Source organism: Anabaena sp. 90, assembly GCF_000312705.1.
GTDB classification, from domain to species: domain Bacteria; phylum Cyanobacteriota; class Cyanobacteriia; order Cyanobacteriales; family Nostocaceae; genus Dolichospermum; species Dolichospermum lemmermannii.
The window spans coordinates 691,165-709,496 of the sequence record NC_019427.1 but is presented as its reverse complement, the minus strand read 5'-3'; the positions used below and the strand labels follow the sequence as shown (position 1 = coordinate 709,496).

Genomic DNA, 18,332 nt, shown 5'->3' with positions numbered 1-18,332 from the left:
CCCCAATTCCTATGGCTATCTTATCATCATTATTTAGTATAAAAAAAAATACACGCACAGTTGGACGTGGTGTCCAATCCACATTTGTAATTTTATTCACATTATTAATGTTATCTGGTATCGGCGCTAGATTAATATATTTACAAATTATCGAAGGAAAAAACCACCGCATCCGCGCAGAATCTAATCGGATTCGGATTATTTCCAAACAACCAGAAAGAGGTAATATTTTTGACCGAAATGGTAAATTATTAGCCAGCACCCGTTATCCCCGATCTGTATATTTGTGGCCAATGGCACATACCAAACCCTCCTGGCCGGTAGTTGGTCCACGTCTAGCCAAAATTCTTGACACCTCCCCAGAAGAGATCGAGAAAACACTTGAACAATCTGCTGTTAATCATTCTTCACTAATTCGCATCGCTCGCAATTTAAACGAAGCACAGGTAACAGCCTTAAAAGAGTATGAAAATGAACTACCAGGAGTAGAAATAAATACTGAAGCGGTGCGTTATTATCCTCATGGTCAAGAGTTGGCTCATATACTTGGCTACACCCGTGAAGTTACCGCTAAACAGTTGGAAAAAAAGAAAGCTGAAGGCTACAGATTAGGAGATGTCATGGGTCAAATGGGAGTAGAAAAAGCGTATGAAAAATTGTTAAGAGGTGAATGGGGAGGGCAGCAAATAGAAGTAGATGGTAGCGGTATACCTCTACGAATATTGGGGAGCAAACAAGCGAAAGCTGGTAATGATCTGCACTTGACCATAGATTTAGATATACAAATGGCAGCAGAAAAAGCTTTAGGTAAACGCAATGGCGCAATAGTCGCCATTGACCCTAAAAATGGGGCTATCTTAGCCATGGTATCTCATCCCACCTTTGACCCCAATATCTTTTCTAAACAAAAACTTTCTCAAAAAGATTGGGAAACTGTCCAAGGTTCTGAACATCCTTTAGTCAATCGTGCCATTAGTGTCTTTCCTCCAGCCAGTACCTTTAAAATCGTCACCACAACCGCTGCACTAGAATCAGGTAAATTTTCTCCTGATACGGTATTACAAACCTACGGTTCTTTAACTATTGGTGGGACTACCTTTGGTGAATGGAATCATGCTGGTTTTGGACCATTGGGTTTTGTAGGAGCGATGCAGTGGAGTAGCGATACCTTCTTTTATCAAATTGGTAAGCGAGTCGGTGGACCAACATTGATCGAATGGACTCGTAAATATGGATTTGGTCAAAAAACCGGCTTTGAATTTACTACAGAAGAGTCCAAGGGTTTAGTTCCCGATGAAAATTGGAAACAGAAAACATGGAAGATACCTTGGAGTGTCGGTGACACTGTGAATATGTCCATTGGCCAAGGTGCTTTACAAGCTACACCTTTACAAGTCGCTGTGATGTTTGCTGTTCCGGCTAATGGTGGTTATCGCGTCCAACCCCATGTGTTGAAAGATAATGAAGAAGCTAAAAGCTGGAGAGAATCATTAAATCTCAAGCCCACAACTGTCAAAATTTTGCGTGAAGGATTACGAAAGGTGGTTAGTGAAGGTACAGGTAAGGTCTTAAATGTCCCCTCTCTTCCCCCGGTAGCCGGTAAGAGTGGGACGGCTGAAGCTTGGAAGAAAGGAGTTAAAGAAAATCACGCTTGGTTTGGGGCTTATGCACCTGCGGATAAGCCAGAAATTTTAGTGGTGGCCTTTGCTGAACATTCCGGTGGTGGTGGTGGTAGTGTTGCAGCACCCATGATTTTAGAAGTAATGGAAAAACATTTTGCTCGAAAATAAGTAGGTCGGCGTTAAAGAATCAATCTATGTAACGAAATATAAATTAACGAATACCTTATAAATAGGGTGTTTCACGGTTTTTACAAAACTAAACATATATCGATTTTATTGGGCAGACTTACTTAGGTGATTGTTAAAAACACAAAAAAATACCCTGAAATTATCTCCAGGGTACATATACGTTTTTCAGGCATTAATAAATTTAAGACTACTCGACCTTAAAAAATATTGCTACTACCTAAAGTAGAGTTATCAGAAAATAGGCTGAAAACCCCGGAATTGACACCTAAAAATCCAAAAAGTTTTTAGGTGTCCTTGATGATTAGCGGGCAAAATGCCCGCACTACCAAAAACCCGTCAAAATAAATTTGACAGACTAAGTAGGTGAACGGAAAAAACCGTAGACGCGGAGCGGCTTCTCGAAAAGTAATATGTAACGAAAAGTAAAGTTGCTCAAAACCTCTTATCTGTTTCCCGTTCCCTGTTCCCCGTTCCCCGTTGCCTCTGAATTTGATTTCGCTTCCAAATTTTCCAGCCGGCTTTTCAATTCCTGATTTTGCTGTTTAATTTGATCAAGTTCCTCACGTAATTGCTTCAGGGTTTTGTCTGTGCCAATATTCTTTTGCACTTTACTCACTTCCTCTTCAGCATAGCGACGAACACGGCCATCTGCGGTTTGATTGGCTAAAGATTGCAAAATACCAATGGCTTTGGGAGTTTCCATTTGTCCCAAGGCTGTTAAAACCGCTACCTGAGTTAAAAAGAAAGTCTCTCTAGCAATTTCCGCTAATCGGTCTAAAATTCGTTCAATATTAGCGGGAGTTTGACCAGTGGAAATTTTGCCAACAGCGCGAATTGCACCGAGACGTAATGGTTGCGGTATCCCAGCTTTCGTGTATTCCAGTAATAAACTTAAAGCTGCTTCTGAGGATTTGAATTCAGCTAAACCAGCCACAGCCCCACTGCGGACAACTTCATTCCAACCAGCCCGTTCTTCTAAAACAGATTTGAGTAACTTGATTACCTTGTCTTCATGGGGTTTATCTTCCAAATGTGCCGCTGCTATAGCCGCAATAGTCCGACAAGCCGCAGCTTCTACATAGTAGCTGGCATCCCCATGTTGGACAACACTCTTTACAGCTTTATAGCTATCATGAGTTTTAATTCGCGCTAAAGAACTAATCACAGCCCGCCGCACAAAGGGACTAGGATCATCTAATCCAGCTACTAAACCATCAAAAGCTTGATCTAATTGAATTTCTGCCAATTCCTTAGCAACTTCGATCCGCACACCCCAAAAAGGCTCATTTTTCAAAGCTGAGGATAGGGCTAAAGTCGCTTCTAATCCGCCTTTTTTCGCTAAAGCTTCCGCAGCATAAATGCGAGAAATGGGATGAGGATCAAATTCTAATTGGGCTTTTAATTCGGAAATTGGAAATTCTAACTTGACTGTTTTTAAGTAATTATTGCCCACATCAAAGCTAATAAAATCAGGCTTTTGTGTTAGTGGAAAGTAAAAACTTTGTTCTTTTTCATGTACCCGAACTGTAAAAGTTGTGAGTTGGGGATTTTCTTTATATCCAAAACCAATGGGAATCCTGAGATTAAATAAATCCTTACTATCGGCTTTGGCTTGGGTTTGGGTGACTGTCACCTTCGCTAAATTTGCGTCACCATCCCAGGCATAAGCTACTTTAAAATCAGGATGACCACCACGATAGACATATTGATCAAACAGGAAAGCCAAATTTCGTCCTGTGGCTTTTTCAATTGCTCTTAATAAGTCTATCGTTTCGACAGTTTGGTGGGCGTTGTCTTGAACAAATGTTTGGACTGCTTGCCAAAATAATTCATCACCCAATTCTGCCCGAATCATGTGATAAACACAAGATCCTTTTTCATAAATGTGGCGGTCATAAAGTTCAATTGCTTCCCGGTAAACATGAGTTACCATGGGTCTGCGGTAGCGACTGCTATCTTCACTTAAATAACTCCACGCTTCCTTTAACCGATAATATGCGGCTTCTTGGTCGCCATATTCCCGTTGGGTCCACATTACCTCTGAATAGGAAGCCATGCCTTCCTTAATCCAAGCATGGGACCAATGTTTAATTACCACCAAATCCCCAAACCATTGGTGTGCAAGTTCGTGGACAACTAAACTTTCGGTATTACGATTATCTAATATTGCTCGTTCGTCTAGTAAACATCGGTCACTTAATAGAGTTGTGGAAGTATTTTCCATGCCTCCAAAAATAAAGTCGTCTACGCAAACTTGAGCATATTTGGGGAAAGCGTAAGGATAACCATACTTTTCACTGAGAAATTCAATCATTTGGGGAGTTTTGCCCATGCTGCGTTGAGCATCTGCTTCTCGTCCCTTTTCGACGTAGTAGGTAACGGGTTTATCATGCCACTCGTCCCGAATTTCCGCAAAATCACCAACGGCTAAGGTCATCAAGTAGGTAGGATGAACTTGTTGTTGTGACCAATGGTAGGTTTTGTATTTTGCCTCCTCTACGGTGTCAATTAGTTCACCGTTGGAGATAGCTACTAAGGGATTGGGAACACGAACGCGAATTTCTGAAGTTGATAATTGTCCAGGGTAGTCGAAACAGGGAAACCAGTAGCGAGAATCTTCGTCTTCTCCTTGTGTCCAGACTTGGGTCGGTTTGTGGGGGTAGTGTTTGTTTGGTTGAATAAAGTAAATGCCCCGTTGGGGTTTTTCGGCGGCGTAGGCGATCGCAATTAACAAGCGATGACCAATTTCAGTGGGTTGTGACAGGTAGATACCAAGTTTTTCGCCATCATATTCAAATTTTTGCTCAACTGCGTTTACTTGTACAGCGGTGATCTTCAGATTTACCGCATCCAAAGTCAATCTATCAATCCCATTCCGCACTGGTAATAGGCGAATACTACAAGTTCCGTAGCAACTTTGGTTAGGGATATCCAAACTCAGATCCAGAAAAATATGTTCTACCTGTCCAGGTCGGTCAGGGTTATAGTGTGGTTTTGCCCCTGGTAACTCAAAACGGTTGTGTCCGGTTTTTTCGGTATCAAAATAAAACTGCAACATTTATTATTTCTAGCCTTCTAATTCTAAAAGATTTAATGGGATGTAAATCATACAAGTAAAGAAGTGTAGCGTAGTATGACATTTTTTGATCAGCAAACTCTTCCCTACCTTGATTCAAGAGAATCTTGATCCGTGATCATTTGTTATTGAGTACAAATACTACTAATTTTCCATATAGATTAGTTTTAGAATAACTTGGAGATGAGAAATTGACTATTGTTTTCACAGGAATAAGATATCATTTGCGGATTCAGCCTTAACCATAATGGAGTATTATTTAGACCCAATTACAACTTTTTGGTGAGCATAAACCGTTAATTATATCAGTAATTACCGTAAAATTAGCGGAAATTAGGGATAAAAAAAGGATTTAAACATCAAAATCTCTGGGAATTATGTTTTTTCACCACTTGATTGTAAACTGTCTCTAACCGCGAGGTATTTTCAACCCTTTTATACTCAATATGCGATATTTACTGATATCAACTCAGTTGACAAAATCCCCAAAATATACTTGTTTTTCATGGGTTCTCCATTAGATAAAATCCTCTGTCTACCAATGATCATTGCGTAGATTCTGCAATAAAATTTACAACAACAAGGAGCATTTACCAATGTCTGAAAAGAAATCATCATTTTTAATCCCTATAATCGGTACTGCTGTAATTATAGCAGGAGGCATAGCAGCTTATATGTATCTAAAGGGTGGTGGTGATAGTTCTAGTCCTTTAGGTAGTGCTAAATTAGTACCTGCAACTGCTCTAATGGCAACTTATATTGACACTAATCCTGAATCCTGGCATAAGTTACAGCAGTTTGGTACACCGGAAGCGCAGAAATTACTGGCAAAAGAATTCCAGAGTTTCAACCAACAAATGTTGAATGATCATAAAATTTCTTACGAAGCAGATATCAAACCTTGGGTTGGTGGGGTGATGATTGCGGTACTACCACCAGATGCAAAAAAAGTATCCGAGAATAACTTTCCCGCCTCCGAAGCCCCAAATTATTTGTTAGTGGTAGGGATTAAAGATAAAATAGCTGCTTTGAAATTTGCCAATAAGTTGAAAGACCAAAAAAACGTCAAAATTCAGGAATCGGACTACAAAGGTCAAAAAATTATCGAATCTACTGGTCAAGGTCAACCGACTTATGTAACAGTTTTGAATAATGACCATTTGCTGTTTACATCCAATAAACAATCTGTAGAAAAAGCGATTGATACCTATAAAGGTGAACCTTCTTTTGCTAGTAAAGAAGGGGCAAATGATATTCTTAGCAAAGGTGTGGATGTTAAAAACAGTTTAGCGCAAATTTATGTTCCTGATTATGCCAATATGGTACAACAATTAACTGCTTTCAATCCTCAATCTAAACAATTACCTCCACAAACCCTCGCGCAAATTAAGCAAGTCAAATCACTGACAGCAGGTGTGGGCATAGATGATGGCGGATTAAGATTAAAAGCAATTGTGAATTTAGATCCCCAACTGAATAAATTTGAATATCAAACTACTCCCGCCAAAATTGTGGGACAATTCCCCAGTGAAACTTTGGCTTTAGCTAGTGGACAAGGTATTAGTAAAAGTTGGCAAACTTTTGTGGAACAATCTAAAGATTATCCCGAATTAAATCAAGGAATTCAACAAGCGCGGACTCAATTAAAAAGTCTGCAAATTGATTTAGATAAAGATATTTTTGGCTGGATGAATGGAGAGTTTGGTTTAGGTGCAATTCAATCTAATCAAGGTTTATTAGCTAATACCGGTTTTGGAGGTGCGCTAGTATTAGATACGAGCGATCGCAAAACTGCTGAAGCCACTTTCACTAAACTCGATAATTTTGCCAAACAGCAACGGCTGAATGTCGCTCAAAGAACCATTGGCGGTAAAAATGTCACAGAATGGCAAATCCCCCAACAAGGCGCTCTAGTGGCACATGGTTGGCTCAATGATAATACAGCATTTCTGGCTATTGGTGGACCCGTTGCGGAAATACTGGCAGATCGCAAAGGTGCATCACTTGATCAAAGTGATACTTTTAAAACTGTTACAGGTTCTTTACAAAAACCCAATGGTGGTTATTTCTATTTAGATATGGAAAAAACCAAAACCATAATTGAGCGTTTATCCGCTCAAAGTCAACCTTTACCTGCGGACGCTACTGCTATTCTCGATTCTCTTCGTGGTATTGGTGTGACTGTTAATAGTCCTAGTAAATCTCTGACTCAAATGGAGATGCTGTTATCTCTTAAATCTGGTAAAGGGAAATAATATTCTTTTTTGAATTTTTTTCACTTTCAGACGCACAAGGCACAGAGAGTAGTTTGTAGGGTGCGTCAGACCCGATAATTTCGTAAAAAACAGATATCTTCTCTCTGACGCACCTTATTCACTGGAATCAGATTTCTAGAATAATTGACCGCAGATGAACGCAAATAAACGCAGATAAGAACGGATGAATTAATGGATTTTATGATTATGTGCAGTCAAAATAGATCGGTTTGTAGCAAAGAGTTTAGCTCTACTTTTGAGAATCCAAAATATAGAAAAATATCTCTTTGTTATTAGAGGTTGTTTGAAAACTTTTTCGTGTGGGATCTGACACCCGCAGATCCCCCTAAATCCCCCTTGAAAAGGGGGACTTTGAGGAATTTAGCCCCCCTTTGTAAGGGGGGTGGGGGGGATCTCGATTAATTCTGATACTTTTCAAACATCCTCTTAGATACAATTAGCTCTAACCTCCATTATAAGAGTATTGTAGTTTTACAAATCAGTCAACAACCGTGCTTTTCTAAGAATAAACTTTAACACAGTTTCATTTTTAGCAATAATATCAGCTTGCATTTCCATTCCAGACTGTAAAGCATTTTTTGAATCATCTTTTAAATATAACTTGTCTGGTTTAATGGTTACTTCATAGTAAGGAATAACCGGATTATTGCCTGTATTTTGTGGGGTGATTGCATCAGGAGAAATTGCAATTACTGCCCCTTTTAAAATACCATAATCTGGATAAGGATAGGCACTCACTCGCATTTGTGAGACTTGTCCAATTTTAACCTTACCAATATCTTGTGTAGAAACCCTAGCTTTAATTACCAAAGGAGTATTACTAGGAGCAATTTGAGCAATTTCTTCTCCTGTGCGGACAGTTTGATTAGTGTTACGCAAATTTAACTTCAGAATAACTCCAGATATTGGTGCAGAAACAACAGTTTTATTGATATCTTTTTGTACTTGCAAAAATTCTTGTCTATCACTCCAAAATTGTTTTTTTAGTTCGCTTTGACGCTGTAATAAACTATTACCCTCTTGATTTAAACGAGCTAAACTGGCCATTCCTGATGCTTTTTCTTGGGCAATTTTTTCTTGAGCTATTTTTACTAATCCATCACTAGGATTAAGAGTAGCTAATACTGCTTGTAATCTGGCTTTTGCTGATTCTAAGGATTTGGATTGACGGATTATAGTTTGCTTTTGACTTTGTAATAATGCGGTGCGTTCTGCTACTGCTTCCTGTTGTTGTTCAACTGCTAATTGTGCTTCTTCTAATAGGTTTTTACCTAATGCAGATTGTCCTACATTTTGATATCGTTCCCGTTTTTCCTGTGCTATCCTCAAGGCAGACTGACTAGAACGTAAAGATGCTTCGGACGCATTGAGATCACTTTGGGCTTTTTGCCATTCTTCCTCAGCAACTTGCACATTTGCCTTAGCTTCATTAACCTGAGCTTTTACAGCTAAACTACGCTCTCCATACTCTTTCTCTACTCGTAGATAGTTATAGATATTAGGGGTTTAGCAATGCTAAACCCCTACCATTATTCTGTATAAAATCCTCAGACAAAATAACCAAATCTATAGAGACGTTTGTTGTACATAACTAAAGATAGTTATCAATATTCATGAAAAAATATTCCATTGTCCTACAACAAAACGAAGAAGATTGTGGTGCTGCTTGTTTAGCAACTATTGTTAAATATTATAAAAAGAATTTTAATATTAACCGCATTAGAGAAGCTATCGGCACAGGACAATTAGGAACAACATTAACCGGATTAAGAAGAGGTGCGGAAAACCTGGGATTTGATACTGTATCAAAACGAGCGCAACCAGAAATATTCGACAAAATGAAAGATGCACCTTTACCAGCGATTATTCACTGGAAAGGATATCATTATGTAGTATTATATGGACAAAAAGGCAAAAAATATATTATAGCTGATCCGGGTGTGGGAATTCGTTATATTACCCGTGAAGAACTGGCTCAAAATTGGGCAGGATTAACGACACTTTTATTACAACCTGATCCAATTCGCTTTGCACAACAGCCAGATGATAAAGTTCAAGGTATCAGTCGCTTTATCCACCGTGTTCAACCTTATAAATTCATTCTATTCGTAGCATTTTTAATTAATATTTGCGTTGGTATTTTGTCTTTGAATTCACCATTTTTAATTCAGATTCTCACTGATGATGTGCTAATTCGTGGAGATACAAATATTTTGCGAGGAATAGCAATAGCCATTATCGTCATGAATCTAGTTAGTAGTTGTTTAGGAGTAGTACAAGCTAATTTAATTACACAATTTGCTCAACGTTTAGAATTAGGATTTGTTAAAGAATTTGCCAGAAAAATACTCCGGTTACCCTTAACTTACTACGAAACCCACCGCAGTGGCGAAGTGATTAGTCGTTTACAAGATATTCAACAAATTAATCAATTAGTCAGTCAAATAGTTATTAGTTTACCCAGCCAGTTCTTTATTGCAGTTATTTCTTTTGCTTTAATGCTGTTTTATAGCTGGAAACTTAGCTTATTCATTATATTATTAACCATTTTAAATGCTGTATCACCTCTAGTATTTCTCATACCTTTGCGTCGAAAAATTCGAGATATTATGGTTTTAGATGCAGAAAATCAAGGTATCTTAGTAGAAACATTCAAAGGTGCAGTTACTCTAAAAACAACCACCGCAGAACCTCAATTTTGGGAAGATTTACAAAGTAGATTTGGAAGACTTGCTAATTTAGGGTTTAAAACAGCCCAAATAGGAATTACTAATAGTACCTTTTCTGGTATTATTTCTAGTATTGGAGGAGTTGCTTTACTTTGGATAGGTAGCAGTTTTGTCATTAGTAAAGAACTAACTATTGGGCAATTATTAGCTTTTAATAGCATGAATGGTAATTTTTCTGGTTTTATTGGTGCAGTTATTGGTTTAATTGATGAGGTTGTCAGAGTTAAAACTGCAATTGAAAGATTAACATCAGTAATTGATTATCATTCAGAAATAGAAAATGACCAGCAGAAAGAATGGGCAAATATTAGAGATACTGATGATATTTATTGTGAAAAATTACTATTTCATCATTCAGGAAGATTAGATTTACTAGATAATTTTAATGTAAAGATATCAGGTGGTAAGGTAACAGCAATTATTGGTCAATCAGGTTGCGGTAAAAGTACATTAGTGAAATTAATTACAGGATTATATGAACAACAAGGAGGAACAATTAAAGTAGGAGTTTATAATTTACAAAACTTAGCCACAGAATGTATTAGAAAACAGGTTATTTTAGTTTCTCAAGACTCTCATTTTTGGAGTAGAAGTATTATCGAAAACTTCCGCTTAGGTTCACCACATCTTACCTTTGAAGAAATAGTTAAAGCTTGTCAAATTGCCGAAGCTGATAAATTTATTGATAATCTTCCTGAGAAATATCTGACTGTATTGGGAGAATTTGGATCAAATTTATCAGGAGGACAACGACAAAGATTAGCCATTGCTAGAGCTATCGTTAATAATCCACCTATTTTAATTTTAGATGAATCTACTGCTGGTTTAGATCCTATTAGTGAAGCCAAACTACTAGATAAACTATTTGAATCACGTAAGGGAAAAACAACGATTGTTATTAGTCATCGTCCTAGCGTCAATCGTAGAGCAGATGAGATAATTTATATGGAAGAGGGACGATTAAAATTACAGGAAAATTTAAATGACGTTCTGAAAATTGAGGGAGAACATTTAAAATTTTTAAGTACGTTATGACATTGCCCGTCCTGCTACTCCTAAGGAGAGACGTGAATATGAAACCGGAATATGATTTTGATCAAGCTAAACGGGGTGCGATTATCCCACAACAAGGTAAAACTCGTATTACCATCTATATTGATGATGATATTTTGGAAGCGTTTAGACAAAAAGGAGACGCTGAAGGGAAAGGTTATCAAACAATGATGAACCAAGCGTTACGAGAATATCTTGATCAAGCCAACCCCCCCTTAGATGAAGATACACTACGCCGAGTCTTTCAAGAAGAACTGCGGGCTGTAACTTTTGTTAGTTAAGTTTATGATTAATTGAACGCGGATAAACGCAGATAAACGCAGATTTTTATGATTCTGTACAGTTTCATATAAAATTGTGATTATTCCATGACGGCTAATACAGATTTTGGTAAGAGTTTTTCTTTAAACCAAATTATCCTTGCGGGAACGTTATCTAGTTTAATTCCGGCTTTTTCTAGGTTCAATCTTTCGGAAATTGCTAAAATTAAGTTATCACAATTAGCCTTTCTAACTTGAGCAAATTTCTTTTGTAAATATTCTGGTCGCCAATAACCGACAATTTCTAAGATAAACACCCGTCCGTCTGGATGAACTAGCCGAAAATCGGGAATCATCACACTACCAGGAATGGGAATTAAATCTACTTCTCGTTCTAAGATCCAACCACTTTTTAAGCCATCCCATTTACTCGCAAAGGATTCTTCTAACATACTATCATAGGGTTTACCTGGGGGATAATGGGATACTAATCCACATTCTGAATTGAGGGTGAATCGTCCGGTTTTCCATTCGTTTGTATAAGAATCACGGGTTTTTAAGGTTGCTGATAAACTCCATTTGGTGACATGAAGTAAAGCCGGAATTAGTTTGGCTATGGCTAAACCGTAGCGGGTGCTGGGAGTAAATAAACTGGTAGGACCATCCACACTAATTGTAAAACCATGATCAGCATCACCTTCAATATAAGCCATTAGTTGAAATAGCTTTAAATAACGAAATAAGAGTTTATATTCTCCGGGAACATTGCGATGTGCATTTAATACTAATTGACTAGCTTTATAAAAAACTCCTTGGACTTGAGATAAATTATAACGATGTAAAACTTCTTCTGGTTTAGGTGCATCAAAAGCAGTTAAAATTTTATTTTCTGATAAATCAGCATAAAGTCCATTTTTTATTTGAGCAGGTAAAACTTCTTGGTTGAGTTCTTGACTTAAATCATCAGCAATTTTATTTAAAATAATATCAGTTGATTCTCGACTAGCAACGGATTTTGCTGCTAATGCAAATACTTTTGCTCTTAACATGGGAGGTTCGAGGGGACTAACTACTTCAAATGTACAAAAACCACTTTTCAGAATATAAGCTAAACCCCGTTTCATGCGGTAATCTGTGGTATCTCCTTCAAAGTCTGCTAACTGACGTTCTAATAATCCTTGAGTTTTTCCGACTGCTTCCTGAAAAAAGCTAATTAATTCAGTTGCTAGATTCAAATGTTTTTGATCAAGTTTCAGTCTTTTTGGGATAATTTCTTCGCCGTTTTGGCGGTGTATCAGTAGGTCTGTTGGTAACATCTTTCTTTTCGGTTGAATAATTAATTTCTAACTGTTCTGCTGCTTTTAAATCGCTTTTCTTTTCACTACTATAAACAACTTGTAAATTTGCTCTTTGCGGTTTTTCTTCCTGACTATTATTTTCTCCTCTGCGTCTGGTTGAAGTTCCTTCTTCGCTGGTATCTTCGGCTATGACTTCATATAAAATTGCCTGTTTATTTTCTATATTACCTTTGCGTAAAATCCTCCCTAAACGTTGAATATATTCCCTCGTTGAACCTGTTCCTGATAAAATAATGGCAATACTAGCTGCGGGGACATCTACACCTTCATTTAAGACATTAGAAGCAACTAAAGTATTATATTCACCTGATTTAAATTTAGTTAGGATTTCATGTCTTTCTTTAACTGGTGTTTGATGAGTAATCGCGGGAATTAATAAGTCTTGAGAAATGCGGTAAACTGTGGCATTGTCAGCGGTAAAAATTAAAATTCTTTCGGGATAATGGGTGGCTAATAAGTCTACAAGTACCCGGATTTTACCATCTGTGCCTAAAGCGATTTCTTTGGCTTGACGATGTGATAACATTGCCCTACGTCCAGGTTGAGAACGCGCACTCATTTGCACAAACATTTGCCAACCTTGGAGACTTCCTAAAGATATTTTTGATTGCTTTAAAAAATCATTGCGAGTTTGAATTAACTGATTATATTTTTCTCGTTCTAATTGGGATAATTTAACCTTAATTTGCACAATTTCATGAGCAGCTAAAGCTTTTCCTGCTAAATCTTCAGCGCATTTGCGATAAACTTCTTTACCAATGAGGATATCTAAATCAGCGTGTTTACCATCTGTGCGTTCTGGGGTTGCGGACAGTCCTAGCCGATAGGGAGCGATCGCATATTCCGCAATAACTCTGTTAAAATCTGTAGGTAAATGGTGACATTCATCAAAAATTATCAAAGCATATTTATTACCCAAACTTTCTGCGTGAATAGCCGCACTATCATAGGTAGCAACTAAAATTGCGGTTCTATCCCGCGAACCACCCCCCAGTAAACCTACTTCCCCGTCAGGAAAAGCCGCTACTAAGTGAGCATACCACTGGTGCATTAAGTCCAAGGTGGGGACGACAATTAACGTGGTGCGCGGTGTGGCTTGCATCGCCATTTGGGCTAAATAGGTCTTACCCGCTGCTGTCGGTAGCACAACTACCCCCTGTCGTCCTGCGAGTTTCCAAGCCGCTAACGCCTCATTTTGGTGAGGATAGGGAGTCATTTCTAAACTGGCAACCAACTCTAAGGGATAAAAAGCCTTAGCTTGATCAATAAAATCTGTGGCTTCTGCTTGGAGTGCTTCAACTAAGGAACGGTATCTAATTGCCGGAATACGGAATTTTTCAATTCTATCATCCCAAATTGCATAATCTATCCAAGTTTTACTGCGTGGTGGTGGGTGTAAAATTAACGTACCACGATCAAAAGTTAAAGTCGGGTGACGAGCCATTTATTTTCTCTCAATCCAGTTACACTGATGTAACTACTCATAACGCAAAATGGGGATTGAGAGAGAGCACAGAATAATAATCATCCATATTTATCTGCGTTTATCTGCGTTTATCTGCGGTCAATTATTCTTGATATTTTATTCTATGCAGCTTCATATTAATTTGGTTTTAGATGTTCTTAATGCCAAGCGCGATCATACTGCTTGGGGACTGATACAGGTTGGCGTAGTTGCTTTGCAGCCCGCCTTGCCCAGTAAGGATCACGTAACATTTCTCGACCGATTAACACCATGTCTGCTTGTCCAGTGCGAAGGATCTGATCGGCTTGTGCCGGTTCTGTAATCATGCCCACTGCTCCGGTAGCGATTTTAGCTTCGCGGCGAAGGCGATCGCTAAAAGCAGTTTGATAACCAGCACCAAGGACAAATTTCTCTCCAGGTACAATTCCCCCTGATGAGCAATCTATTAAATCAACACCCAGGGATTTTAAAATATGACAGAGGGCAATACTTTGCTCAATATCCCAACCATCACTAATCCAATCAATGGCAGAAATCCTCACCCACAGCGGCATCTGATCTGGTAAAATGTTTCGCACGGCTTGAACTACTTCACATAAAAACCGAATCCGATTTTCAAAACGGCCACCGTATTCATCTGTCCGCTGATTGCTCAGTGGAGACATAAATTCATGCAACAAGTAACCATGAGCCGCGTGAATTTCAATTAAGTTAAATCCGGCTGCTAGGGAACGTTGAGCCGCATTTACAAATGATGCAATCAGTTCTTTAATATCTTCAATACTCAATGCTTTGGGAGCAGGACTTTCTAACCTAAAGGCAATACCCGTGAATGAAATTAATAGCCTACAAATAATTACTAATATTAATTCTGCAAATATTAAGGCATAAAAATAACTTCAGTTTAGTCTAAACTCCAGGCAAAATGTATCTAAAATTATATGATCATGAGATTTTTCTTGAATTTATAAATCATCAATCTTGTCAATTATTTGAAATCAAATTTAAAAAATCATAAATGTGTCATTTTTTTCGTCGAGAATTTTTATTCCTGCTCCAAAATGAGTAGCCTGATAGTATATATTGACAAAATATGAAAGAATATTTAAGCTTTATAAGAGTTTATTTCAAGTCATCGAGCCAAGGTAAAGGAACTGGTGAGAGGACTTTAATGACTAAATTACTGGCACAATTCTCAATTTAGAAAAATCTACAGAATCGCATAAACAATGGAATCAGGAAAGTATCATTGTCCGAGTTATTGAATATCAAATTCCTGGTTTTCTCCCTCGTCGTTTAGTTACTAGTATTATTGACCCTAATATTTCTGCCAAAGAATTAATTATTCACTATCATTGCAGATGGGAGGTGGAAATTAGTTTCTGTGAAATAAAAACACATCAATGTGCTACGCTCAAAGGACAAATGCCCACTATTTTTCGGAGCAAAACATCTGAATTAGTCGAACAAGAACTTTATGCTATGTTAATTGCTTATAATCTACTCCGCGATTTAATTTACCAATCTGCTAACGAATATAATAAAAATCCTTTACTCCTTAGTTTTCTTGAATCTTTGCAACTAGTTATAGATTTAGTACAACTCATCAGCCATTCATCCTTAAAATTACGAGAAATTCAACATCAATATTTATTATCATTAATTTCCCAGTCTGAAATTGATCGCCCCCGACGAAAACGTATTAATCCCCGTGTTGTCAAAATTAAAATGTCCAAATTCAAGCGCAAAAACTCTTCCCATAAATCTGAAATCAGAGATATAGAAAAAGACTTGAAAATCCTTCCCCCACAAGCAGTTTGACAATTTCATTCACGGGTATTGAAATTAAATCAGTTTCTCTGGTGTCAGATGTCTTTGTTTCTGATACCTGTAAAGCTTGATGAGAAAGAGATTCTAAAAATTCAACTGCTTTTACTAAAGATTCTCCCGGTAATTGTTCCAGGAGTGCAATTGCCCTTTGACGAATTTCTGTAGGTGCAATCATACTCAATCTGACCTCATTTATATATAGCTTAGATTATAAATCTTGCTCTAAACTAAAATTTATTACCTAATTTCAATAGAATACAATACCCATGACCGTACAACTATCACAAACAGACTTCCAACGCCTAACCTATATAATCCAAAATTTACCAGATTTTGTCACTGTGCGCGATCGCTGTTGTAATTGAGATGCCAAATTGTGATTATTTTAGATTCTATCGCTCAGTCTTCAAACTTATGTTTATGGGAATTTAATCACAGTCAATTCCCAATCTCTCAACCTGCAACAGCTACAATGAGAATTGTTGTGATGTTCTCTATTAGCTAAAGTGTCAGACTCTTTACCATTACGCGAGCATTATCTCGCTTTAATTAACGATATTATCGAAACCACTCTCAAGGGTAAAATTAGCTCTGTAGAGCAGGTTTATCAAATGTTGCTCAAAGGTATCACTTCCGGGACTGGGGAGGTGTTTGAATTAGTTTTGAGCGATCGCCTGAATACGATACAATCTCAGGTAGACTCGGAAACCGATGAACTGAAAAAAGCCAAAGCCACCCGGAGTTTACGCGCGGCTAAAACTATCCAAACTCAATGGCAACGGTGGCAAGAACAAAATAAAGCCACTGAAGCGATTTCTTTGTCTATGCGGGAAATTACCACAGCTACCGCAGATGAACGATTAACGGCTTTATTACGAGCTACAGATCCCAATCAAAAGTATCCCTTAAATTTGTCTCAACTTCAACAGTTAGCCAAATCTTTACAACAATTTGCCAGTGCTAATCAAGATTTTCAGCAAATTGCTGACGGGATTAATCGTGGTATCGCTTCTTGGCAAAGAATCCAAGCAAATTTACTGAATTGGATGTATGAACGCAAAAATTCATTAGGATTTGGAGGTGTACCTGGGGAAAATAGTCCCTGGGCAAGTTGGGCTAAAGTAGTTAATAGTGAAGTTCCCCAAGCCTTTTTTCATACCTTAGCAGTAGAACAATCAGCCCTAGAATTTGCCGAAAAACAACAGGCAATTAGTTTGAGTAATTGGGTAGAATTAACAATAATTTTACAGCTTTTACAAAGGGGTTTAATTAATTGGTTTGACCAACAAGCTTATGATATTCAAGCAGGACCCAAATTATCTATTTCCACATTTTTAACATTTGCCGTAATTTGGAGTCAATTAGCCAGCGGTTTTCAAAATCAAGCTTTAATATATAGTAACAGTGCATCGCAAATCATGCTGCAAATTTTGCGAACCTTTGCCCAACGTCCTTACTTTCCCCTTTACGGTGGGATTTTTGCCTCATTTTCTGGTAGTTATTTGCGGGATGCTTTAGATTATTTAGATGCCCCTTTACGTTCTGCCGAAGGTACTCAAGAAAAAGCCCGGATTTTGACATTATTGGGGTATTCCCAGCGCGGTTTAGGCAGATATGATCGCTCCCTTGATTTTCATCAACAAGCCGTAGAAATAGCCAGAAATGCCGGAGATAAAATCTGTGAAATCGCCAATCTTAACCATCTGAGTCGGACTTATGTGCAACAACAAAATTATGGTGAAGCAATTAATTATAGTCAACGGGCATTAATTTTTAGTAGACAAACCGGGGACAAAACTGGAGAAGCTAACGCTTTAGTAAATCTAGGTTATAGCGAAGTCATGCAAGCCAAGCAAACAGAACTTAGTGAACCAGAAGTTTATGAATTTGCAATTAACTATCTGGAACAAGGATTAAAACTAGCAGAAAAATTAAATGATTTACAAAGTCAAGCTTTATGTTTTAGTAGTTTAGGAATTGCTTATTTAGTTACCGCACAATATCCAACAGCAATTAACTATTTAGAAAATGCCTTTAAAGCCGCCCAAATTTCCGGAGATTTGTATTTACAAGGCAGAAATTTAGCATATTTAGCTGAAGCTAATTATCTTATGGCTAATTATGAAAAAGCCAGTTATACTGGTAGTCTGGGAATGTATCTTTTAGATCAAATTGCTTCTGATGAATGGCGACAACCTGCTGGTTTATTGACTATTATTAGGGGACAAATTGGTACAGACAAATTCCAATTATTACTCCAACAAAATCGCCCCAAAATGATTGCCATTATTGGTGTTGATGGCTATGATTATATTCCTACATTGTTAGTGAAATATCAAGAAGAGATGTAATTGGAAATATTATTCAAATTGCACAACTGGGACAGGCATCTTGCCTGTCCCACAATGGTTTAATTTAAATATGCTGTGCAAATTAGAGATTTTTTAACTTACCTTTGGGGGTTAAAGTCCCCT

12 protein-coding genes are annotated in these 18,332 nt (G+C 37.7%); 6 read left to right on the top strand and 6 right to left on the bottom strand.

Annotated features, from left to right (window positions below; translation table 11 throughout):
- Window positions 1-11: 11 nt before the first annotated feature.
- Window positions 12-1,790, top strand: coding sequence for a penicillin-binding protein 2 (gene mrdA, locus ANA_RS03210; protein WP_041457618.1), 1,779 nt, complete (start codon window positions 12-14; stop codon window positions 1,788-1,790).
- Between the two features lie 463 nt (window positions 1,791-2,253).
- Here mrdA and ANA_RS03205 read toward each other — a convergent pair whose 3' ends face one another.
- On the bottom strand, window positions 2,254-4,869 hold the full coding sequence (locus tag ANA_RS03205) for a M1 family metallopeptidase (RefSeq protein WP_015078613.1): 2,616 nt from the start codon (window positions 4,867-4,869) through the stop codon (window positions 2,254-2,256).
- 614 nt (window positions 4,870-5,483) lie between these two features.
- Between ANA_RS03205 and ANA_RS03200 the strand changes: the two genes are divergently transcribed.
- A complete protein-coding gene (locus ANA_RS03200) occupies window positions 5,484-7,142 on the top strand; it encodes a DUF3352 domain-containing protein (protein ID WP_015078612.1) in 1,659 nt (552 codons plus the stop codon).
- A gap of 492 nt (window positions 7,143-7,634) precedes the next feature.
- Here ANA_RS03200 and ANA_RS03195 read toward each other — a convergent pair whose 3' ends face one another.
- Window positions 7,635-8,576: an HlyD family efflux transporter periplasmic adaptor subunit gene (locus ANA_RS03195; RefSeq protein ID WP_051155164.1), complete on the bottom strand. Its 942-nt coding sequence runs from the start codon at window positions 8,574-8,576 to the stop codon at window positions 7,635-7,637.
- 200 nt (window positions 8,577-8,776) lie between these two features.
- Here ANA_RS03195 and ANA_RS03190 point away from each other — a divergent pair, with 200 nt between their 5' ends.
- A complete protein-coding gene (locus ANA_RS03190; protein ID WP_015078610.1) occupies window positions 8,777-10,927 on the top strand; it encodes a peptidase domain-containing ABC transporter in 2,151 nt (716 codons plus the stop codon).
- Window positions 10,928-10,965: 38 nt separating this feature from the next.
- The gene (locus tag ANA_RS03185; protein WP_015078609.1) at window positions 10,966-11,226 is read left to right on the top strand and encodes a BrnA antitoxin family protein; all 261 of its coding nucleotides are present in this window, start codon (window positions 10,966-10,968) and stop codon (window positions 11,224-11,226) included.
- 80 nt (window positions 11,227-11,306) lie between these two features.
- Here ANA_RS03185 and ANA_RS03180 read toward each other — a convergent pair whose 3' ends face one another.
- The 3 genes from ANA_RS03180 to ANA_RS03170 all read right to left on the bottom strand — a co-directional run bounded on the left by ANA_RS03180 (window position 11,307) and on the right by ANA_RS03170 (window position 14,852).
- Entirely contained in the window at window positions 11,307-12,521 is a 1,215-nt protein-coding gene (locus ANA_RS03180; protein ID WP_015078608.1) for a DUF790 family protein, read from the bottom strand.
- Window positions 12,451-14,007, bottom strand: a complete 1,557-nt coding sequence (locus ANA_RS03175) for a DEAD/DEAH box helicase (protein ID WP_015078607.1) — start codon at window positions 14,005-14,007, stop codon at window positions 12,451-12,453. Before ANA_RS03175 ends, ANA_RS03180 begins: the two co-directional genes overlap by 71 nt.
- Before the next feature lie 179 nt (window positions 14,008-14,186).
- Complete coding sequence (locus ANA_RS03170) at window positions 14,187-14,852, bottom strand: oxidoreductase (RefSeq protein ID WP_371260397.1); 666 nt, start codon at window positions 14,850-14,852, stop codon at window positions 14,187-14,189.
- A 355-nt stretch (window positions 14,853-15,207) separates the two neighbouring features.
- On the opposite strand from ANA_RS03170, the gene ANA_RS03165 reads away from it, so the two are divergent.
- Entirely contained in the window at window positions 15,208-15,849 is a 642-nt protein-coding gene (locus ANA_RS03165) for a transposase (RefSeq protein WP_148279018.1), read from the top strand.
- On the opposite strand, the gene ANA_RS24040 is transcribed toward ANA_RS03165, so the two are convergent.
- Complete coding sequence (locus ANA_RS24040; RefSeq protein WP_083881416.1) at window positions 15,800-16,033, bottom strand: hypothetical protein; 234 nt, start codon at window positions 16,031-16,033, stop codon at window positions 15,800-15,802. The genes ANA_RS03165 and ANA_RS24040 overlap by 50 nt on opposite strands.
- A gap of 331 nt (window positions 16,034-16,364) precedes the next feature.
- Here ANA_RS24040 and ANA_RS03160 point away from each other — a divergent pair, with 331 nt between their 5' ends.
- Window positions 16,365-18,209 carry a tetratricopeptide repeat protein gene (locus ANA_RS03160; protein ID WP_015078605.1) on the top strand — a complete coding sequence of 615 codons (1,845 nt, stop codon included), beginning with the start codon at window positions 16,365-16,367 and terminating at the stop codon, window positions 18,207-18,209.
- Window positions 18,210-18,332: the final 123 nt, after the last annotated feature.